The 19,557-nt window shown below is 57.8% G+C and carries 20 protein-coding genes; 5 read left to right on the top strand and 15 right to left on the bottom strand.

The genetic code is table 11. The features are described 5' to 3' along the window. Window positions 1–107: 107 nt before the first annotated feature. Entirely contained in the window at window positions 108–560 is a 453-nt protein-coding gene (locus O4G74_RS13095) for a hypothetical protein (RefSeq protein WP_269403061.1), read from the top strand. A gap of 6 nt (window positions 561–566) precedes the next feature. Beyond that, window positions 567–2,006, top strand: coding sequence for an exodeoxyribonuclease VII large subunit (gene xseA, locus O4G74_RS13090; protein WP_269403060.1), 1,440 nt, complete (start codon window positions 567–569; stop codon window positions 2,004–2,006). Window positions 2,007–2,008: 2 nt separating this feature from the next. Here xseA and O4G74_RS13085 read toward each other — a convergent pair whose 3' ends face one another. From O4G74_RS13085 to O4G74_RS13075, 3 genes are all read right to left on the bottom strand, one after another. Next, window positions 2,009–2,488, bottom strand: coding sequence for an NfeD family protein (locus tag O4G74_RS13085; RefSeq protein ID WP_269403059.1), 480 nt, complete (start codon window positions 2,486–2,488; stop codon window positions 2,009–2,011). 2 nt (window positions 2,489–2,490) lie between these two features. After that, window positions 2,491–3,456 carry an SPFH domain-containing protein gene (locus O4G74_RS13080; RefSeq protein WP_269403058.1) on the bottom strand — a complete coding sequence of 322 codons (966 nt, stop codon included), beginning with the start codon at window positions 3,454–3,456 and terminating at the stop codon, window positions 2,491–2,493. Window positions 3,457–3,599: 143 nt separating this feature from the next. Beyond that, complete coding sequence (locus tag O4G74_RS13075) at window positions 3,600–4,082, bottom strand: peroxiredoxin (protein WP_269403057.1); 483 nt, start codon at window positions 4,080–4,082, stop codon at window positions 3,600–3,602. 120 nt (window positions 4,083–4,202) lie between these two features. Here O4G74_RS13075 and O4G74_RS13070 point away from each other — a divergent pair, with 120 nt between their 5' ends. Further along, a complete protein-coding gene (locus O4G74_RS13070) occupies window positions 4,203–4,760 on the top strand; it encodes a YqgE/AlgH family protein (protein WP_269403056.1) in 558 nt (185 codons plus the stop codon). Between the two features lie 4 nt (window positions 4,761–4,764). Here O4G74_RS13070 and O4G74_RS13065 read toward each other — a convergent pair whose 3' ends face one another. The 9 genes from O4G74_RS13065 to coxB all read right to left on the bottom strand — a co-directional run bounded on the left by O4G74_RS13065 (window position 4,765) and on the right by coxB (window position 13,527). Then, window positions 4,765–5,544 carry an EAL domain-containing protein gene (locus O4G74_RS13065; RefSeq protein ID WP_269403055.1) on the bottom strand — a complete coding sequence of 260 codons (780 nt, stop codon included), beginning with the start codon at window positions 5,542–5,544 and terminating at the stop codon, window positions 4,765–4,767. Between the two features lie 285 nt (window positions 5,545–5,829). Next, a complete protein-coding gene (thrC, locus tag O4G74_RS13060; protein ID WP_269403054.1) occupies window positions 5,830–7,215 on the bottom strand; it encodes a threonine synthase in 1,386 nt (461 codons plus the stop codon). Beyond that, complete coding sequence (locus O4G74_RS13055) at window positions 7,212–7,907, bottom strand: SURF1 family cytochrome oxidase biogenesis protein (RefSeq protein WP_269403053.1); 696 nt, start codon at window positions 7,905–7,907, stop codon at window positions 7,212–7,214. The genes thrC and O4G74_RS13055 overlap by 4 nt, the downstream gene beginning before the upstream one ends. Window positions 7,908–8,068: 161 nt before the next feature. Continuing rightward, window positions 8,069–8,944: a cytochrome c oxidase subunit 3 gene (locus tag O4G74_RS13050; RefSeq protein ID WP_269403052.1), complete on the bottom strand. Its 876-nt coding sequence runs from the start codon at window positions 8,942–8,944 to the stop codon at window positions 8,069–8,071. A 71-nt stretch (window positions 8,945–9,015) separates the two neighbouring features. Then, window positions 9,016–9,564: a cytochrome c oxidase assembly protein gene (locus tag O4G74_RS13045; protein WP_269403051.1), complete on the bottom strand. Its 549-nt coding sequence runs from the start codon at window positions 9,562–9,564 to the stop codon at window positions 9,016–9,018. Continuing rightward, window positions 9,564–9,821 (bottom strand): hypothetical protein, encoded by a 258-nt coding sequence (locus tag O4G74_RS13040; RefSeq protein ID WP_269403050.1) that lies wholly within the window; start codon window positions 9,819–9,821, stop codon window positions 9,564–9,566. The genes O4G74_RS13045 and O4G74_RS13040 overlap by 1 nt, the downstream gene beginning before the upstream one ends. Beyond that, window positions 9,821–10,762, bottom strand: coding sequence for a heme o synthase (cyoE, locus tag O4G74_RS13035; protein ID WP_269403049.1), 942 nt, complete (start codon window positions 10,760–10,762; stop codon window positions 9,821–9,823). The genes O4G74_RS13040 and cyoE overlap by 1 nt, the downstream gene beginning before the upstream one ends. A gap of 111 nt (window positions 10,763–10,873) precedes the next feature. Next, a complete protein-coding gene (gene ctaD, locus O4G74_RS13030; RefSeq protein ID WP_269403048.1) occupies window positions 10,874–12,553 on the bottom strand; it encodes a cytochrome c oxidase subunit I in 1,680 nt (559 codons plus the stop codon). A gap of 20 nt (window positions 12,554–12,573) precedes the next feature. Next, the gene (coxB, locus tag O4G74_RS13025) at window positions 12,574–13,527 is read right to left on the bottom strand and encodes a cytochrome c oxidase subunit II (protein WP_269403047.1); all 954 of its coding nucleotides are present in this window, start codon (window positions 13,525–13,527) and stop codon (window positions 12,574–12,576) included. A gap of 154 nt (window positions 13,528–13,681) precedes the next feature. Between coxB and O4G74_RS13020 the strand changes: the two genes are divergently transcribed. Continuing rightward, on the top strand, window positions 13,682–14,233 hold the full coding sequence (locus O4G74_RS13020; RefSeq protein WP_269403046.1) for a tetratricopeptide repeat protein: 552 nt from the start codon (window positions 13,682–13,684) through the stop codon (window positions 14,231–14,233). A 50-nt stretch (window positions 14,234–14,283) separates the two neighbouring features. Continuing rightward, the gene (gene tldD / locus O4G74_RS13015) at window positions 14,284–15,687 is read left to right on the top strand and encodes a metalloprotease TldD (protein ID WP_269403045.1); all 1,404 of its coding nucleotides are present in this window, start codon (window positions 14,284–14,286) and stop codon (window positions 15,685–15,687) included. Here tldD and O4G74_RS13010 read toward each other — a convergent pair. The 3 genes from O4G74_RS13010 to O4G74_RS13000 form a co-directional block, all read right to left on the bottom strand. After that, a complete protein-coding gene (locus O4G74_RS13010; protein WP_269403044.1) occupies window positions 15,684–16,082 on the bottom strand; it encodes a TonB family protein in 399 nt (132 codons plus the stop codon). The genes tldD and O4G74_RS13010 overlap by 4 nt on opposite strands. A 138-nt stretch (window positions 16,083–16,220) precedes the next feature. Beyond that, window positions 16,221–18,047 carry a peptide MFS transporter gene (locus O4G74_RS13005; protein ID WP_269403043.1) on the bottom strand — a complete coding sequence of 609 codons (1,827 nt, stop codon included), beginning with the start codon at window positions 18,045–18,047 and terminating at the stop codon, window positions 16,221–16,223. A gap of 123 nt (window positions 18,048–18,170) precedes the next feature. Continuing rightward, the gene (locus tag O4G74_RS13000) at window positions 18,171–19,550 is read right to left on the bottom strand and encodes a glutamate--cysteine ligase (protein ID WP_269403042.1); all 1,380 of its coding nucleotides are present in this window, start codon (window positions 19,548–19,550) and stop codon (window positions 18,171–18,173) included. Window positions 19,551–19,557 lie beyond the last annotated feature (7 nt).

The following is a 19,557-nucleotide window of genomic DNA, read 5'->3' as shown; positions in this document are numbered from 1 at the left end:
ATGCTCCACTGAGCAATGGCGAAACCATTTGCTGGGGCAATTTATTGTGGGCTCACTGGAGATCAGCCCTTGATGACTGCGCCTGTCGCAATGCAAGTTCTAGCCAGATGACCAAACCCTATTCTGCCCGCACACCCAACCATGATCTCAGTGGCCTCTGGACAGGCTTCTATGCCTATGACCTGACGGACGATGCTGTGCCTTTCACGGCATGGATTTCCGAAGATGACGGCACCATCACCGGTTCTGTACTCGAGGATGACATCACCAGCCCGGAGTCGGATGGAGAATGCACCTCGGAAATCATCGGCGAGCGCCGCGGGCTGGATGTCCGCTTCACCAAGATTGAAACGGCAGGCCCGGACGGCAGCCTCGAGCTGCTGCGCTATCAGGGGGATACCGATCCCGAATGCTGCGTCATAAGCGGCGTGTGGTTTTTCGACGATCCGGCAGAAAGCTCTGGCACATTCATGATGACCCGCATTTCGGGCGCGTTGAAAGCTGCGATCCAGCCAGCCGCGGCAAGCGAAAGCCAGTTCGGCCGAAATACCGAGGACTGAACCCGCGTGAGCGAACCACCCCCATCAAATGTCGTCGAGCTATCTGTCTCCGAACTCGCCGGAGCGCTCAAACGCACAATTGAGACGACCTACGACCATGTTCGCGTGAGAGGCGAACTCGGGCGCGTCACGATTGCCCGGTCCGGCCACATGTACGCCGATATCAAGGATGACAAAGCCGTCCTCAATTCGGTGATGTGGAAAGGTTCTGTCCAGCGCCTTCCCTTCAAACCGGAAGAAGGCCTTGAAGTCGTCGCTGAGGGGCGCCTGTCGATCTATGCGGGCCGGTCCAACTACCAGCTCATAGCCGATTTCATGCGACCAGCAGGTGCTGGGGCGCTCATGGCATTGCTGGAGGAGCGTAAAAAGAAGCTCGCGGCAGAAGGCCTGTTCGACGACCGGCATAAGAAACCGCTGCCCTTCCTGCCAAGAACGGTTGGTGTGGTCACCAGCCCGACGGGCGCCGTCATTCGCGACATTCTTCACCGCATTCGCGAACGCTTTCCGGTGCGGGTCATTCTCTGGCCAGCCCTGGTGCAGGGGGACCGTGCTGCTGCGCAGATTGAAGCAGGCATACGCGGCTTTAATGGGATGGAAGATGACGATCGTCCGGATGTATTGATCGTTGGGCGCGGGGGCGGCTCAATCGAAGACCTCTGGCCCTTTAACGAAGAGAATGTCGTCCGCGCTGCTTTCGAGAGCGAGATCCCACTGATCTCAGCTGTTGGCCACGAGACTGACACGACACTCATCAATTTTGTTTCAGACGCGCGCGCGCCAACCCCGACAGGCGCAGCCGAGATTGCCGTGCCTGTTCGCTCCGATCTGATGATGGCTATCGATGAGAGAGCGCAAAGCCTGACACGCGCTCTGTCGCGGCGGGTACGCCATGATGCTGACCGGTTGCGCGCATCAAGGCTGCCGAGACTTGAAACCCTCATTGCACAAAAACGCCAGAGCCTGGATTACCTCGACGCTGGACTTCGCGGTGGCCTCTCTAGTGCGATCAAATCGAAACATATCGAACTCGCCCGAACGGGAAGCCGTCTTCGCACCGACCCACTAAACAAGGATGCGCGTGATGCGCGTCGTCGTCTCCTGGACACAGCCAAAAGGGCGCGGCCAGCACTCGAACGCCTGATCGACACGCGCAAACAAAGACTCTCCGCCGCAGCAAATATGCTCGAGGCGCTCTCGTATCAGGCGACGCTGGCACGAGGGTTTGCGGTCGTCCGAAACGAAGAGGGCGCGATACTTCGGTCATCGAAAACTGTATCGGTCGGCGAGCATCTCAGCATCACGCTGAGCGACGGGACGGTCGACGCCGCGGTTACCGCAGGCGAAGGCAAGCTTGTCAGATCAACTGGGTCAGCCTCTCAAAAGCCAAAAGCTTCACCGGCGGCTTCGAAGCCGGCGAAGGAACCGCCGCAAGGCAATCTTTTCTAAGATTAGGTGCCTGCGCGCGTCACTTTCAGGCCATTGCCTTCGGTGCCGTCCACAAGGACAGAAGCCCCCTCCCCCGGATTGCTGCCATCAGTCGTTTCCGCAGGCCATTCGGTGTCGCCTAGCCGCACCCTGCCCTGCCCATTTGCGAAAGCCGCGATGACCGTGGCCCGCTGGCCAATCGTGCGGCTCATAAGCCTGTTCAACGTTGGATGCTCCGCATCCTTTTTGCGCATGTCGGCGAAAACGGTCCGGCCAAGCACAACCAGTCCGACAGCGGCGGCGGCAAAGAAAAGGAACTGCCCTTGCCAACTATTGCTGCCAATAATCGCGAAAGCGGAAAATAGAGCCGTTGCCCCTGCAGCGATGGACACCCAAAGCAGGTCAAAAGTACCAAGCATCGTTTCGATAGCGAGCAGAACAAGCGCCAGCGTTAGCCAGTGCCAGGCTGTCGGTGGCCAGACCAGGTCGATGAGAGCGTCCACGATTACTCCTCCCGCTGGCGCGTGGTGGGCACGGCACCGCCTGTATTCGCGGCGATCGACTTTCCTGCACTTTCGGTGAGGCCGCGGATGCCTTCAATCGTACCGAGGATGGAGCTGAACTCGGCGGGGATGATGACGGTTTTATTGCTCTGCGACGTGGCAAGTTTCTCAAACGCCATGACGTATTGCTGGCCAAGGAAGTAGTTGATCGCGTTCACGTCGCCCTTGGCAATCGCTTCCGATACCATGGCAGTTGCTTTCGCCTCGGCTTCAGCTTCACGTTCGCGCGCCTCAGCATCGCGGAACGCAGCCTCGCGGCGGCCCTCAGCTTCCAGGATTTGGGACTGTTTCGCACCTTCCGCTTTAAGGATAGCCGACTGCTTGTCACCTTCTGCGGTGAGGATCTCGGCGCGTTTCAGGCGCTCAGCCTTCATCTGACGGGCCATGGCCTCTGTAATATCGGCCGGCGGCGTCAGGTCCGCGATCTCGATCCGTGTCACCTTGACCCCCCAGGGGTTGGTCGCGGCATCGACGACGGAAAGAAGGCGCGCATTGATCTCGTCGCGGTTCGACAGGACCTGGTCGAGATCCATTGAGCCAACCACGGTGCGGATGTTCGTCAGTGACAGATTCTGAATGGCGTTCTGCAGGTTGTTCACCTCATAAGCCGCAGACACCGGGTTGATCACCTGGATGAATACGACCGCGTCGCAGGACACCATCGCATTGTCCTTGGTGATCACTTCCTGCGTTGGAATGTCGAGCACGCTCTCCATCATGTTCATCTTGCGGCCAACGCGCTGATAGAATGGCACGATGAAGTGAAGTCCCGGTGACAGCGTGGTCGTGTACCGACCGAAATTCTCAACCGTATAATTGTAGCCCTGCGGCACAACCTTGATGGCCGACACCAACACGATGAGTGCAACAGCGGCAATAACGATGACAACGATGACAGATGGTTCCATCCAGACCTTCCTCCTTGACCTAGGACTGATATCGGAAGAAATTCATCGTTTTTCAATAATGCTTCATTGAAAAACGGCGCATACCGACCGGGCATGCGCCGTTTATAGGCCGAGTCAGCGAACTTGTTGACCGAAAAGTCTGCCTAGAGCTGGCCGAGAAGGTAGTCGGCCGACGATACCTTGAACTCGCCGCCATCTTCGACGTTAAGCTGCTCAACGACACCGTCCTTGACCAACATGGAATAGCGCTTGGACCGCTCACCCATGCCGAAGCCGCTGGCGTCCATCTCGAGGCCCATGGCTTTCGCGAAGGCACCATTGCCGTCGGCCAGCATGCGGACTTTACCGCCCGTTTTCGCCGAGTCGCCCCAGGCATTCATCACGAAGACGTCGTTGACTGACGTGCAGACAATGTCGTCGACGCCCTTACCGTGAAGTTCTTCGGACTTTTCAACAAAGCCCGGCAGATGTTTGGCTGAGCAGGTTGGCGTGAAAGCGCCCGGCACTGCGAAGAGCGCGACGGTCTTGCCCTTGAAGATGTCATCAGTCTTGCGGGGCTCTGGACCATTGCCCGTCATTTCCATCAGGACCGCATCCGGAAGTTTGTCGCCTTGTTTGATCGTCATTGAATTTCTCCTTGCGAAACTGCCCGCTTCTTACGCAGGTGCGGGCAAGCTTTCAATCGAGCCTTGATAAATCAGCAGCGTTGCGCCAGCTTTCTTTCAAGGAAAGGTGACCAGTTCATGATGAGCGATCTGACTGGCAAGCTACTTATTGCCATGCCCTCTATTGGCGACGCGCGATTTTCACGGTCAGTGGTGCTCGTCTGCGCGCACGAACCTGAATATGCGATGGGCATCGTCCTCAACAAGCCAATTGGTGACCTAACCTTGCCCCAGCTGCTATCGCAGCTAGGCATTGAGCAAGATATCAAGATCCCTGACAGCGCGGTCCTGAATGGTGGCCCCGTCGGCACTGATCGTGGTTTTGTCGTACACACAGATGACTTCCACTGTGAGGGTGCAACGCTCGCTATCAATCATGATTTCTGCTTGACCGCGACGCGAGATGCACTGGTGGCAATCGCGTCGGATGAGGCACCGCGGGAATCCGTCATGGCGCTCGGTTATTCCGGCTGGGGCGCAGGCCAGCTTGAGAACGAAATCGCAGACAACGCATGGATCGTCAGCGAACCGATTCCGGATCTCGTTTTTGGCCCGGGGCACGATTCAAAGTGGACAACGGCGCTAAAGCTCATCGGCATCGATGCGGCTCGGCTGCACAGCGCTGGCGGCAACGCCTGATCCGCTAGGCTTTCAAGAGTTTTCCAGCTTGCAGCGCTGGAAGCGGCCGTGAGAAGGCGAAACCCTGCACGAAATCAAAACCAAGTGATCGCAAAAGGCTGACCGTCCCCAAGTCCTCGACACCTTCTGCTGTGGTGCTCAGACCAAGCTCATGCGCGAGTCCGGTGACAGACTTCAGGATTATCTGCATACGCTGGCGCTCAAGCTTCTTGATCAAGTCGGCATCAACCTTGAGGCCATCGGCCGGCAGTGCTTCCAGCCACTCAAAGGATGAGTGTCCGGTCCCGAAATCGTCGAGGACCACGCCTGCCCCAGCCTCTTTCAACGCTTCAACCGTTTGCAGCACCGTTTCCGGATCACGAAGGGCCGCCTGTTCAGTCAATTCAATTCTCAACTGCCCGGGGGAGAAGTCATGACCCGCGATAAGGTCGCCCACCAAAGCAACCAGAGGTTCTTCGGCGAGGTCGGGAGCTGTGACGTTGACGTTCACGAAGAGGTCACGTCGGCCGCTATCTCTTATCCATGACGACAGCGCTTCGCTAGCCCGCATCAACATCGAGGTTGCAAGGCCTCTATCTTCAGGACTGTAAGGGTGTCCAATACCCGCACGCGGCCAACGCGCGAGCGCTTCGAAGCCCCCTATCTCTCCCGTTTGAAGCGACACGATCGGTTGGAAAGCGGCTTCGAGCTCAGCGCCGGACGGGTCGGCCAGCCATTCTTCCGCATCGCTGCGGCGCATCAAGACCCCCGACGCCGAGCCATCAGCCGCGAAATCGCCAGTCAATGTGAGCGACTTTCCAGTTGATAGCTTCAGTCGACAGGAAATCGGTCCATACGCTGTTGGCTGACCCGAAAAGAGCTGATTTAGCCTTTGGTGACTGAGGCCTGCGAGCACCTTCGAAACTGACTGAAGCGTCCAGACCCCGTCTATCTCCTGGTAACCGGCAGACGCATCGACGTGAATTGCGAGGCGCGAGGAGTGCGCATCCCATGACCATTCGCCTAAGGTGAGAGGATCGGCCGACAACATCGAACGAAACGTAGCCCCATTCGCGGACGCTGGCGAGCGTCAGTTCCGGCGATTTTCCAGGATGTACTTGCGTACGTCCGAGGCTTCGGATGGCAGACGTTCAAATTGCTCTACGCGGTCAGCAAGACCTGCAACTCGTTCCGGCAATGGGCACGATCTGCCTACGGCATCCTTGACGGTTTCAGGAAATTTGGCCGGGTGTGCCGTTGCAAGGACCACATCCGCGATGTCGGCCCCGACGGGCTCGCGCCGCGCAACACTGGTGCCAACAGCGGTGTGCGGACAGATCAACCAACCTGTCTCGTCATGAACCCGGTTCATCTCTTTCAGAGTCTCGCTATCGGAAACAGCTGCCGCCGAGAGTCCACTGCAGCCAAGCGGCCCGGAGATACGATTCGGCAAATCGACCGATCCTGACTGGGCAAAGCTTTCGTAAAGTCCACGAACGAGCTCGGGGTCGCGCCCACTTACTTCATAGGCGAGGCGTTCGAAATTGCTCGGCACCGAAATATCCATCGCTGGGCTAGGCGTTGCCAGCGCGGGTCGGCGGACCATCCGTCCTTCCTCGAATAGAACGCGTAGCGTGTCATTTTCATTGACGGCGCATACCGCTTGGAAACCAGCTAGCAGGCCGCAACGGGCCGCGACATAGCCTGCAAGGGCGTCCCCCATATTGCCGCTGGGCACGATAAATCGAAGCGAGCGGTCAGTCCCTAAAGCTGCCTGCGTCGTCGCATAATAGACAGCTTGCGCGGCAATCCGCGCCCAGTTGATTGAGTTTACGCCAGAGAGGTAAGTTTCATTCACAAAATCGCGGTCTGCGAACAAGGACTTCACGATGGCCTGGCAGACATCAAAATCGTCGTCGATAGCGATATTGTGTACATTGTCAGCGCCGGTCGTTGTCATAAAAAGGCGCTGAACCGGAGAGACGCGCTCGTATGGGTGCAGAATGAAGAGATCGACCTGTGAGGCACCTGCAAAGGCCGCAGCCGCCGCTCCGCCCGTATCGCCCGATGTCGCGCAAGTGACGCTCATTCGTTGGCTACGCGCAGAGAGAACTTCATCAAACAGCTGGGCGATCAACTGCATGGCGACATCCTTGAACGCCAATGTGGGGCCGTGATGTAGCTCCATGACGAACCGGTTCGCGCCCCACTGGACGAGAGGCGCAACGCTCTTGTGAGAAAAGCCTGAATAAGCCCGCTCACAAATGCCTTCGATAGTTTTCCTTGAAAGTTCATCGCCGGCGAACGCCGCGATCACTCGGCAGGCCACAGAAACGTAGCTCTCATCGGCGGATGCCCGCTCAATGGAAGGCCAGCTTTCTGGCACGTAGAGACCGCCATCGGGCGCCAGTCCGGACAGACAGGCGTCCACGAAGCCGACCGGCTCTGCCTGACCACGAGTGGATGTGAATTTCACGAACTGCCTCCGAACCTCAGCCGCCCCTGCGAGCGATGGAAGGCGATGTAGACCCCGATAAGGCCCAACGCCATTCCCCACCAGGTGAGCGCATAGCCGAAGTGGCGCTCGGGCGGCAATGGGTCCCGCCCGGTCAGCGTCGCATATGGATTTTCAGCGGTTCGCACGCGTGACATGTCGGCGCCGAGCACGACGCGCATCTTGTCGGGTTCAACCACGCGGCTGTCTGCGCTGGAATAGCCGAGATTGTTGAGCATCAAACCAGCATTGAAGCCGTACCACAGATCACGCTGCGGGTTGCTTGAACCGGCAAGACCGTTGGTCTGGGCTGGTCGCTCAAACGCGTTTGCCCGGCCTTCAAAATTTCCAAGACCCGAAATCTGAAGTGGTACGGGGTCGGTCCCTGCAACGGCATCCCATAGCAAAAGGACGACCGGCCCTTCACCATCGATTCGACCGGGCACATAGCGCCGCCAGATCGCTTCGCCATCAACAATGCCATAAACCTGTTGGGCGAACCCGTCATTCGACGTGTCGATCTCGACATTCATCGTCTCGAACGGATCGTTCTCGACCTGCCCCTGCGCCTTCTTCTCACTATACCGCTCGTACTGCCAGTTACCGAGCAGGACGAGGATGACCAGGCTCGCTATGGTAAGAACGGTCAGAAGCGGCATAGGTTTGAAGATCATGCGCTCGGCCCATCCAAAGCAAACCACCCTGCCCGACTAAAGTCCGGCATCATCTTGAGAGCGAACAGGCTGACATTCTTGGCCTTCGCCTTACCGGGAGCCAGGCATCGACGGGCGAACCTGGCTCTCATCGGTAAACGGCATTTGACCAAGTCAGCCTCTTAGTGGCCAAGCACCAGGTAAGGAATGACGTAGACGAATGCGAAGAGGAACAGCCACACCACGTCAACGAAGTGCCAGTACCAGGCCGCAAATTCGAAACCGAGATGCTTCTTCTCCGACATGCCGCCCGTCATCAGACGAATGAGACATACCGCCAGGAAGATCGTGCCAATAACGACGTGGGCGCCGTGGAAGCCGGTCGCCATGAAGAAGGCTGACCCATAGATCGTGCCGTCAAAGCTGAAACCAGCATGGGAGTATTCGAGAATCTGAAGACCGGTAAAGAAGATACCGAGCAGAACCGTGATCGCGAGCATGTTGATCGCCGTCTTGCGATTACCATGCTGCAGGGCGTGGTGCGCTGCCGTAACGGTCGTGCCGGACAGAAGCAGGACCAGCGTGTTCATGAGCGGCAGGTGGAATGGATCAAACAGTTCAACGCCAGCTGGTGGCCACTGGCCGCCAACGGCCTGAAGCGCTTCGGCGTAAAGCGGGTTCGCGGCGTCGAACGAACCGCCAACGCGGGCGCCATGGAAAATAGCAAACTCGAAAAAGCTCCAGAACCACGCGACGAAGAACATGATCTCCGATGCGATAAAGAGCACCATGCCGTACTTCAGACCAATGGAGACGACAGGCGTATGGTCGCCAGCCCGGCTCTCTTTGATAACTTCACGCCACCAGCCGAACATCACATAGCCAACAAAGCCGAGGCCAATCAGCATGAGCCATGGCGAGCCTTCAGGGATGCCAAACATGCCCTTCATGTAGGTGACGGCGCCAATCGCCAGCACAACCATCGCCATCGACCCCAGCAGCGGCCAGGGAGATGGGTTCACGAGGTGATAGTCATGTTTCACTTCATCATGTGCCATTGCCCGGAATCCCTATCGTCCATCAATTTATTCGCGCCTTTTAGCCTGCAGGCTATTGGAATCGCAACCGTCTAGTTTAGTGCCGCCGATTTCGCCGCACCTTGAAAGTTGTCTGTCTCATAGAAGGTGTAGGACAATGTAATTGTCCGCACGTCTGCCAGATTGGAGTCTGCATCCATCTCCGGAGAGACGAAATACACGACTGGCAGCTTCTTGGTTTCGCCGGCTTCGACGATACGCTCCTCAAAGCAGAAGCATTCCAGCTTGTTGTAGTAAATGCCAGCCCTGTGCGGCGTGACATTGTACGACGCCATCAGGCTTACATCCTGGTCGGACGTGTTCGTTACCTCGAAGAAGGCAAGACCGTGTTCGCCGAGATGAACGTCCATGCTGGTCTGAAGCGCCCGGAATTGCACAGGCGCATTCATCACATTGGAATCGAAACGGACATTGACGGTGCGATCGAGAATTTGCTCAGGCGCAGCCTCAGCAATCTGGGTGGTGCCGCCAAAGCCCGTCACGCGGCAGAAGGTGTCGTAGAGCGGCTTTGAGGCAAAGGCCAGGCCGAGCATTCCAAGTGCCGCCGCGCCAAATCCAAGAGCGAGCGTCCGATTGTTCATTAGTCACCTCCCTCTTCTGGCTGGCTTTCATTATCAGCGGCCAGATCCGGCATGGACTTGCTGTTGTCTTGAGGCGGATTACTCCAGTAAAAGCCGCCATCTGGGCCAAGCTCTGAATCGGCAAGGCGGACAATTGTCGTCACGCCGACCAGTATAACGAAACCGAAAAGCGCGAGTGCGAGCCACAGGTTTCGCTTCTTCTGCGCCTGTCGGGCTCTCTCATCAAGCTGAGGTGGGGTGCCTGGAGTATTGGTCATCATATCCCCGGCATCGCGAAGTAAGCCCCGAACCCGTGCTCGAGGATCAGCGCTGCAAATAACAGGAATAGATAGAGAATGGAGAAGGCAAAAAGCCGCTTGGCCGCCTTTGCACCCTCTGGCTGCACTGGCACTGCACCAGCATCGCTCCGCCACACATCGACCGCCAGCTTGACGAAAACGAGACCTAGGACCGCTGCCGCGGCCGCATAGATTATACCCCCTAGTCCGGTCAGCACCGGCGCGAGAGCCAGCGGAGCCAGTAGGAGCGAATATGCAAGAATCTGATTGCGGGTCGTTTTGGCACCATGGGTTACTGGCAGCATCGGAACGTTCGCTTTCTTATACTCGCCATGAGCAAGCAGGCTGAGCGCCCAGAAGTGAGGCGGCGTCCAGAAGAAAATGATCACGAAGAGAAGCCACGCATCGAGCGGCGCGCTACCTGTCACAACAGCCCAACCGATGACCGGTGGGAACGCACCGGCTGCGCCTCCAATGACGATGTTCTGCGGCGTACGGCGCTTGAGCAGCATGGTGTAAAACCAGCCATAATAAGCGATCGAGAGCGCAAGAAGCGCTGCCGCGACTGCGTTCGAAGCGAGCCACATCAGCAGAACGGAGACACCGCTCATAACGAGGCCAAGCGCAATTGCCTCTTCGCGCGGCACGGCGCCCAACGGGATCGGGCGGGTCGATGTCCGTTTCATGATTGCATCAATGTCGGCGTCGTACCACATATTGATGGCGCCTGCAGCGCCGGAGCCGAGCGCAATCGCCAGTGTAGCAATCGCCGCCATGAGCGGATTAACCGAAACACCGGTCACGCCCACCGCGCTAACGAGGCCGGCAAGTCCCGTAAACACAACAAGCATCATGATGCGCGGCTTCATCAGCTGCACATAGTCACCCGCAGTCGCGTAACGCGGTGCGTCTGAGGTCATATCAGCTGTATCGACATGCGACATCGGATTTGCGTGCTCCATAAAGATGGAAACGGCCCCTCGCGACACTGAACGCGAAGGGCCGCTTTGTTTCAGTCGTTCGACGGCCCTTTAGTGGTGACCTTGCGGCTTCACTTCAGGCAGCTCGTTGAACTGGTGGAATGGTGGTGGCGAAGGCAGCGTCCATTCCAGTGTGGTAGCACCCTCGCCCCACGGATTGCCAACACCCTTGCGGCGACGAACGGCGGCTTCGATCACGCCGACAAAGAAGATCAGCGTTGCGACCAAAGTAACTGCGTAGCCCATGGATGACCAGAAGTGCCAGGTGGAGAAGGCATCAGCGTAGTCAATGTAGCGACGCGGCATACCGTTCAGGCCGAGGAAGTGCTGCGGGAAGAAAAGAAGGTTCGAGCCAATGAACATCGTCCAGAAGTGCGCGTAACCAATCGTCTTGTTGTACTTCACGCCAAACATCTTCTCGAACCAGTAGTACCAACCCGCGAAGAGACCGAACACGGCGCCGAGCGAGAGCACGTAGTGGAAGTGCGCCACCACATAGTAGGTGTCGTGCAGGATATGGTCGATACCGGCGTTTGCGAGCACCACACCCGTTACGCCACCAACGGTGAACAGGAAGATGAAGCCGATGGCCCATACCATGGGGACAGCGAAGTCGAGCGAACCGCCCCACATGGTCGCGATCCAAGAGAAGATCTTGATGCCGGTCGGCACCGCGATGACCATGGTCGCAGCCACGAAGTAGGCCTTCATATCAGCAGGCATACCGACGGTATACATGTGGTGAGCCCACACGATGAAACCGATCGCGCCAATCGACACCATGGCGTAGGCCATTCCGAGATAGCCAAAGACGGGCTTGTTCGAGAAAGTCGATACGATGTGACTGATGATGCCGAAGGCCGGCAGGATCATGATGTACACTTCCGGGTGACCAAAGAACCAGAACAGGTGCTGGAACATGATCGGGTCGCCGCCCCCGGACGGGTCGAAGAACTGCGAACCGAAGTTACGGTCGGTCAGAAGCATGGTCAGCGCGCCAGCCAGGACAGGAAGAGCGAGCAGCAGCAGAACCGCCGTGACAAGCATGGACCAGGCGAACAGCGGCATCTTGTGCAGGGTCATACCCGGCGCGCGCATATTCAAGATGGTCACGATGAAGTTGATGGCACCCAGAATGGACGCAATACCAGCGGTGTGAAGCGAAAGGATCAGGAGGTCCATCGAAGGACCAGGGTGACCGGTTGCGCTGGAAAGCGGCGGATAAAGCACCCAGCCACCACCGAAACCGAGGAACTGGCCGGTGCCCGGGATCAGCATGGAGATACACGCCATGATGAAAGCTGCCACGGTGAGCCAGAACGAGATGTTGTTCATGCGCGGGAACGCCATATCAGGCGCACCGATCATGAGAGGAACAAACCAGTTACCAAAGCCGCCAATGAGCGCTGGCATCACCATGAAGAAGATCATGATAAGACCGTGATAGGTAATCACGACGTTGTAGAAATGCTTGGCATGCTCAATGGCCTGGTCGCCAGAATAGCCGAAGAACTCCATCAGGCTGGTAAGCGGGCCAATGCCCGGCTGAGCCAGCTCAAGACGGATAATGCCAGACAGGGTATACCCTACAATGCCTGCGATGATCGCAAAGACGAGGTACAGGGTACCAATGTCCTTGTGGTTCGTGGACAGGAACCAGCGGGTAAAGAAGCCCGGCTTGTGATCGTGGGCATGATCGTCATGGACGGTCGAAACTTGATCCATTGCCATGTCAGAAATCCTCTTGGGTTCTACTCGGCGCGGGCAAGGCGCGTTTGAGCACCTGTCCGGTCGGAATTGCTTGCAACTTGAGCCTGGTCGAGCGCACCGAATGCGCCTTCAAAATCACCAGAGCGAAGGGTCGAGATCCAGGTGTCGTAGGTCGCCTGATCAACAACACGAACCTCGATCGGCATGTAGGCGTGGTCCTTGCCGCAGAGCTCGGAACACTGGCCGTAATAGGTGCCTTCTTCCTCAACCAGGAACCAGCCCTCATTAAGGCGTCCTGGCACAGCGTCTGTTTTTACGCCAAACGCGGGAACAGTCCAGGAGTGGATAACGTCCGAAGCGGCCGTCTGATAGCGGATGTAGCGATTGACGGGCAGTACCAGCGGATAATCAGTCGAGAGATTGCGCGGACCGCGAGCAGCCTCGGTGTCCTGGTCCGATGACAGGCCACGCTGAAGCGGGTTCGAAACGAACTCGACCGGATAGCCACCATCGTCCAGCTCATCAGGGAAGGAGTAAGTCCAATTCCACTGGTTGCCCTGCGCCTTGACCGTGATCCAGCCTTGAGCGGCGGCATCAGGATAGATGTTCGGATTGTCGTCCTCAGCGGTCGCGATGACTTCGAGGTCAGGCTGATTTTCCTGATAGAACAGGTTCGAGAAGGAAGGCCCCGCAATCGCAACGAGGATCAGCACAGGAACGACTGTCCAGACGATCTCAATCGGTGTGTTGTGGCTGAACTTACGGGCAACCGGGTTTGAGCGCTTGTTGTACTTTACGCAAACCCAGACGATCAGCGCCAACACAAACAAGGTGATCAGCGTGATGATCACCAGCAGGTAATTGTGAAACCAGTGCAGACGCTCCATGATTCGCGTTGCGGAAGCTTGAAGATTTAATCCGCCTTCCTCAGGCACAGCGGCGTATGCTGCAGCGCTGAAAGGAAGGATCGAAAGAAGAGCGACGAGAAAACGCACAACCCGACTCCTTGGTAATTATTTGAGCCTTGCAATAGCCGTCGGTAGAAGCCGCGTCCACCCGCCCCTTCAGCAAATTCAAATATGTCGCAGCAGCTTCGCTTTGTTTGCGCGCAGGTCTATATTGCGGCTGATCCATAGGGAGGTATCCAGCATGTTACGTATCTTTCTGACCGGCACGGTTGCAATGTTCGCGGCCGCGAGCGCAAGCGCGCAGGTCTTCGTCGTTGGCGGCGGATTAGCGCGAGATTGCTACGATGAGGCTCAGAGCGGCAACTACGTCTTTCGGCTCGCTGAGCAGACGTGCTCACGCGCACTGCGCGAAGAGACGCTGACGCGGGAAAATCGCGCGGCCACTTACGTGAATCGAGGCGTTCTGCGCATGCGCGAGGGTGAATACGAGCAAGCACTGAGCGATTATAATAATGCAACCTCGATCCTGCCTGAACTCGGCGCCGCCTACCTGAATGAAGGCGCGGCCCATATCTACCAACGGAACTTTTCCGACGCTCTGGTCTCCCTGAACCGCGCCATCGAACTCAATACGAACGATTTATTCGCGGCTTATTACAACCGCGCCATCGCGCGTGAGAACACCGGTGATGTGCCCGGCGCCTATTATGACTTCCAGCGATCACTGGAGCTCAAGCCGGGCTGGGACCTCGCAGAGCGCCAATTGAGCCGTTTTGAGGTTCAGGAGCAGTAAGTGCGCTCTGCCCGCTTGCGGGCGGAGCGACGAATGGCCATTCTCTTCTCATGCTAGAAACAGATCTCCCGTTCGACCGCTCCGAAGCAACCCGTATTCTGGCCGAGGCCTGCGAGGGGGCTGACGATGGCGACATCTACGTCCAGCGCGCACGCTCTGAGAGCTTCATGTTCGATGATGGCCGGCTGAAGTCGGCCGCTTTCGATACGTCGCAAGGCTTTGGGCTTCGGGTCGTTGCCGGCGAGGCAAGCGGAAACGCGCACTCTGGAGAACTGACACTGGACGCGATTCGTCGTGCAGCGCAGACCGCCTCCGCCGCGAAGCGCGGCTATTCAGGCTCACTCGCGGCGGGGCCGGTCCCGACGAACAGGAAGCTATACGCGCCGATTGATCCGACCGAAGCACCGGGCTTCACCGTCAAGACCGGCCTAATGGCCGAGATCGATGCATGGATCCGCGCGAAGGATCCGCGCGTCGTTCAGGTGTCCGTGTCACTGGCTGGGAGCCATGAAGAGATCGATATCTTGCGCCCTGCAGGCGAAACCTTCCATGACGTCCGCCCTCTCGTCCGGCTGAATATCGCTGTCACGCTCGAAAAAAATGGCCGCCGCGAATCGGCGACCTCCGGAGCAGGCGGCCGCGCGGAATACGAAGAATGGATCAAACCAGAGCGTTGGCAGGCCATGGCCGAGCGGGCGCTTCGCAAGGCTGAGATCAATCTCGATTCTATCCCCGCCCCAGCTGGCGAAATGGAAGTGGTGCTCGGGCCGGGTTGGCCCGCGGTCCTCTTGCACGAAGCGGTTGGCCACGGGCTCGAAGGTGATTTCAATCGCAAGCAGACAAGCGTTTATTCCGGCAAGATCGGCCAGCAGGTTGCGGCCAAGGGCGTCACGGTTGTTGATGACGGCACGTTGGATGCGCGGCGCGGGTCTCTATCCTTTGATGATGAAGGCACGCCGACCCAGCGCAACGTCCTCATCGAGGACGGCATCCTGAAAGGCTATATGCAGGATCGCCAGAACGCGCGCCTGATGGGCATGACACCGACGGGAAATGGACGGCGCGAAAGCTATGACGCCGGCATCATGCCGCGCATGACAAATACCGTTATGCTCGGCGGTCAGGATGATCCGGAAGAGATCGTCAAATCAATCAAGCGCGGTATCTGGGCGGTCGATTTTGGCGGCGGCCAGGTCGACATCACCTCGGGCAATTTCGTCTTCCAGTGCACCGAAGCCTATCTTGTCGAGAACGGTAAGGTCGTTGCGCCAGTCAAGAACGCGACGCTGATTGGACATGGCCCGACCGCACTCAACAAGGTTTCGATGATTGGCAACGACTTCGCCATGGATGACGGCGTCGGCACTTGCGGCAAGGCTGGCCAGACCGTGCCGGTCGGCGTTGGCCAGCCGACGCTTAAGGTCGATGCCCTAACCGTGGGCGGTGCGGGCTAGGAAACCGAATTTTCGTCGCAGGGCCCAAAGCTGCTCATATTGATTTCGCTGACTTCGCCTTCCAAACGGTACTCCAGCGGGTAAACCACGTTGAAGCGGGGCAAAGCGCGGCCACCGATCCGTTTGGGCTCAAACTGTGCTAGCGAAACGGCTTTTTTTGATTGATAGCAAAATATTGGCTGTGTGCAGGATGTCGTCAGGCTGAACGTGTAACCGTTTTCATCAACGGAAAACCTGACCTCGCAATAGCCCTCAAGTCCGAGCATGGCAGCCATGGGCGGATAGGTCGGGACCGGTGGCACAATCGGCACTGCATCTTCATCAGCATCGCTTTGAGCATCCGCAGTTACACCGAAGACAACTACGCTCATTGTTAACAAAGCAACTCTGATCATTCCAACGCCCTCCAAGTAGGCTTGAAGGTTATGATCCTGGGGTTGAGCTGGCAATGTGTGGAATAGGTTCCCTTAAAATACAAATCCCCGCGAGGCTGTGCCTTACGGGGATTTGCAGCCAGCTTGGATTAATGCGGCCTAGCTTTGCGTCCGGTCCATAGAGACACCGGAAGGATCTACCTCGGCGCGGCGCTCCTTGTCGCCGGGGCCGTGGCTGCGTTCGGCATGCTTGGTCAAGTTGCGAAGCCAGGGGCTGAGAACAATCAGCACGACACCAAGCGCGACAGCGGCGCCGCCAAGCTGCAGGTAGACTGCGTTGTATGCCGCGAGGCTTTCTTCGGCGGGAGCTCCTTCAGGCACTTGCGTCGCTTGCGCGATCCCAGCCGCGATGACGTTCGCGTAGGATGAAGCGAGGAACCAGTAACCCATCATGAAGCCGACGATCTGTTTGGCCGAAAGCTTGGTCACAGCGGAAAGGCCAACGGGGGACAGGAAGATCTCACCCGTCGTGTGAAGCAGGTACATCAGCATGATGAACAGGACAGAGATACGCAGCGCACCATCTGCGTCAGGGACGGCGGTCTGGATACCAAGATTGAGCACGAAGAAACCCGCACCAATCTGGACCATGGCGAGGCCAAACTTGATGAAGCTGTTCGGCTCAATCCCGCGATTGCCGAGCCACGTCCAGAGGACAGCAATCAGCGGTGCGAAGTACATGATGTAGAGCGGGTTGGCCGACTGAAGGACCGGGGCCGGGAAAGGCTCGCCTCCGACCTGATTGTCGACGTGCGCTGCTGCGAAGAGGTTCAGCGATGTCGGGCCCTGGTCAAAGAGCGCCCAGAACAACACTGAAGACACGGTCAGGATCAGAAGGCCAATCATCGCGTTCCGAGTGTCGGACTCCAGCTTGACGAGCATATAGATAACAATGCCGAGCGTCACGACGAGGAAAACGACGTGCATAGCGAGCGTCATGATACTGGCGATCTGCAGCAGGAAGAAAGCTGCGAGCGCGAAACCAAGGCCCGCCGCATAAACAAGCCATTCGCGGTTCAGGCCGGCAAAGACCGGGGTCTTCAGGTCGACATCCGCTGGAGGATCCGCGCGGCCTTCCAGCCAGCCCTGCCCCCAGACAAAAACCAACAGGCCAGCGAGCATGCCGATGGCAGCAAGACCAAAGCCGGCCCACCAACCGAGCGTCGCAGCGGCAAGCGCACAGAAAATACCCGACAGGAATGAGCCGAGGTTGATGCCCATATAGTAAAGCGTGAAGCCCGAATCGCGACGACGGTCGCCTTGGTCGTAGAGCGCGCCGACGCAGGTCGAGATGTTTGGCTTCAGGAAGCCGACGCCCGCAACGATAAGCGCAAGCGCAGCAAACAGGATCGTTGCAAAGAGCGGATTGCGCTCCTGTTCCAGAGTCCCCACCAGGACTGTTTCTTCGTCGCCTTGAGTGAAAGTGACGGTACGTATAGTGGAGCCCTCTTCAGGCTGAACGAAGCTATCGATCGCGATCTCTTCGCCATCAATGACGATGAAACGGTCGCGCGCTTCGCTGTATTCCGGACGCTCCAGCTCATAGACAGTGCCGTCCACGTTGAGCGTTTCGGTCGCTGCAGGGCCATGAAGGCCCATCAGGCCGTGACCGGCCACAAGAAGAATTGCGCCGAACGTCACAGCTTTCCTGAAGCCGATATATTTATCAGCAAGCCAGCCGCCTAAAAGCGGTCCGAGATAGACCAGCGCCACATAGGCACCATAGAGGGTCAGCGAGAAGCTGCTCTCGAACAGGAAGTGCCAGGTGAGATAGAAGATGAGAAGCGCCCGCATCCCGTAATAGGAAAAACGCTCCCACATCTCTGCGAAGAACAGGATGTAGAGGCCTTTGGGATGTTTCCTGAGTTGCCACATCGTGAAACCGAGCGGCGGCACTGCCAGAAGCGACAATAGAACAGAAAACATCAGCTAGACCCTCAACCTCTCTGCGCGTGATCTCACGCTTCGTAAGCGCACACTTTGATCACGCAGCTTGGTCTGGCTCAAGCAAAGATGTGCCATTTGTAATCAGAAAGACGCAAAGGCTCGCTAGTATGCCAGCGTTTCGAAGGCTGGTTCGACCCGCCTGCCCCATTCACCATGATAGAGGTCAAGCAGTCGGTCCGCTGGTGTCAGCCCGCTTTCGGCGATCTCGTCGAGCTCCGCGATGAAACCGGTCTCATCGTCACCGGAGCTATTATACCTGGCGCGCGCCTTGAGTCCGTTCCGACTGATCGCCAACACTTGCCTGGCCAGGTCCTGAAGCGTGCCGCCGCCAGGGATCGGCGTACGAAGACCAAGCACTCGAACTGACTGACGCATGGCTTCACGTTCCGACGCCGACCAGTTCTTCACGAGGTCCCATGCTGCATCGAGCGAGCTCTGCTCGTACAGAATGCCGGTCCAGAAACCTGAGAATGCACATAGACGACTCCACGGCCCGGAATCGGATCCGCGCATCTCAAGAAAGCGCTTCAGCCGGACCTCCGGAAAGATCGTCGAAAGATGATCGACAAAGTCGTCGATGGCCGGCTTTTGACCGGGCAGTATGTCCAGCTCGCCCTTCATGAAGTCGCGAAAACTCTTGCCAGAGGCGTCGAGATACTTGCCACCGCGGCGAACGAAATACATCGGCACGTCAAGCGCGTAGTCGACATACCTCTCAAAACCGGCACCATCCTCAAACATGAAAGGCAACATGCCGGACCGATCTGGATCCGTGTCGGTCCAGATGTGCGAGCGGTAAGACAGGAACCCGTTCGGGCGGCCTTCGGTGAAAGGTGAGTTTGCGAAAAGAGCCGTACCGAGCGGCTGAAGCGCCAGCGATACGCGCAACTTCTTCACCATGTCGGCTTCAGACGCGAAGTCGAGGTTTACCTGCACCGTACAGGTCCGGAACATCATCTCGCGCCCAAGGCGCCCGACCTTGAGCATGTAGTCCCGCATGATGGCGTAACGACCCTTCGGCATCATTGGCGTATCCGCCATGCTCCAGAGGGGTGAAGAGCCCATCCCCAGAAAACCAACGCCAAGCGGGTCAGCGATCTCCCGCACTTCCTTGAGGTGGTCGCCAACCTCGTTGCAGGTCTGGTGGATGTGCTCAAGCGGCGCGCCCGAAAGCTCGAACTGCCCGCCCGGCTCAAGGCTGACGCTCGCGCCGTCCTTCTTCAGACCGATGAGCAGTCCGGACTCGGAAATCGGTTCCCAGCCGAACTTGTCGGAAAGACCTTCGAGCATCGCACGAATTGAAACATCGCCGTCATATGGCAGTGGTTTCAGACCTTCGCGGATGAAGCCGAACTTTTCGTGCTCGGTACCAATTCGCCAGTCGGCTTTAGGTGCGCTGCCCTGCTCTATCCATTCGACGAGCTCGGATTTTGACGCGATACGCGGGGCGTTCTCGTCGATGTCGGATGTAGGCGTTGTCATGCCGGCC

This window comes from Henriciella marina (assembly GCF_027213945.1).
GTDB classification, from domain to species: domain Bacteria; phylum Pseudomonadota; class Alphaproteobacteria; order Caulobacterales; family Hyphomonadaceae; genus Henriciella; species Henriciella marina_A.
Note: the sequence above shows the minus strand (reverse complement) of the source record. Positions and strands in the feature narration are given on the sequence as shown.

Coding starts and splice junctions, on each gene's coding strand:
- O4G74_RS13040 (WP_269403050.1), bottom strand. CDS start 9,821: ATGACCAATACTCCAGGCACCCCACCTCAGCTTGATGAGAGAGCCCGA.
- O4G74_RS13070 (WP_269403056.1), top strand. CDS start 4,203: ATGAGCGATCTGACTGGCAAGCTACTTATTGCCATGCCCTCTATTGGC.
- O4G74_RS13080 (WP_269403058.1), bottom strand. CDS start 3,456: ATGGAACCATCTGTCATCGTTGTCATCGTTATTGCCGCTGTTGCACTC.
- O4G74_RS13000 (WP_269403042.1), bottom strand. CDS start 19,550: ATGACAACGCCTACATCCGACATCGACGAGAACGCCCCGCGTATCGCG.
- O4G74_RS13075 (WP_269403057.1), bottom strand. CDS start 4,082: ATGACGATCAAACAAGGCGACAAACTTCCGGATGCGGTCCTGATGGAA.
- O4G74_RS13010 (WP_269403044.1), bottom strand. CDS start 16,082: ATGATCAGAGTTGCTTTGTTAACAATGAGCGTAGTTGTCTTCGGTGTA.
- O4G74_RS13055 (WP_269403053.1), bottom strand. CDS start 7,907: ATGATCTTCAAACCTATGCCGCTTCTGACCGTTCTTACCATAGCGAGC.
- cyoE (WP_269403049.1), bottom strand. CDS start 10,762: ATGACCTCAGACGCACCGCGTTACGCGACTGCGGGTGACTATGTGCAG.
- O4G74_RS13020 (WP_269403046.1), top strand. CDS start 13,682: ATGTTACGTATCTTTCTGACCGGCACGGTTGCAATGTTCGCGGCCGCG.
- O4G74_RS13050 (WP_269403052.1), bottom strand. CDS start 8,944: ATGGCACATGATGAAGTGAAACATGACTATCACCTCGTGAACCCATCT.
- O4G74_RS13005 (WP_269403043.1), bottom strand. CDS start 18,047: ATGTTTTCTGTTCTATTGTCGCTTCTGGCAGTGCCGCCGCTCGGTTTC.
- tldD (WP_269403045.1), top strand. CDS start 14,284: ATGCTAGAAACAGATCTCCCGTTCGACCGCTCCGAAGCAACCCGTATT.
- O4G74_RS13045 (WP_269403051.1), bottom strand. CDS start 9,564: ATGAACAATCGGACGCTCGCTCTTGGATTTGGCGCGGCGGCACTTGGA.
- O4G74_RS13095 (WP_269403061.1), top strand. CDS start 108: ATGACCAAACCCTATTCTGCCCGCACACCCAACCATGATCTCAGTGGC.
- ctaD (WP_269403048.1), bottom strand. CDS start 12,553: ATGGCAATGGATCAAGTTTCGACCGTCCATGACGATCATGCCCACGAT.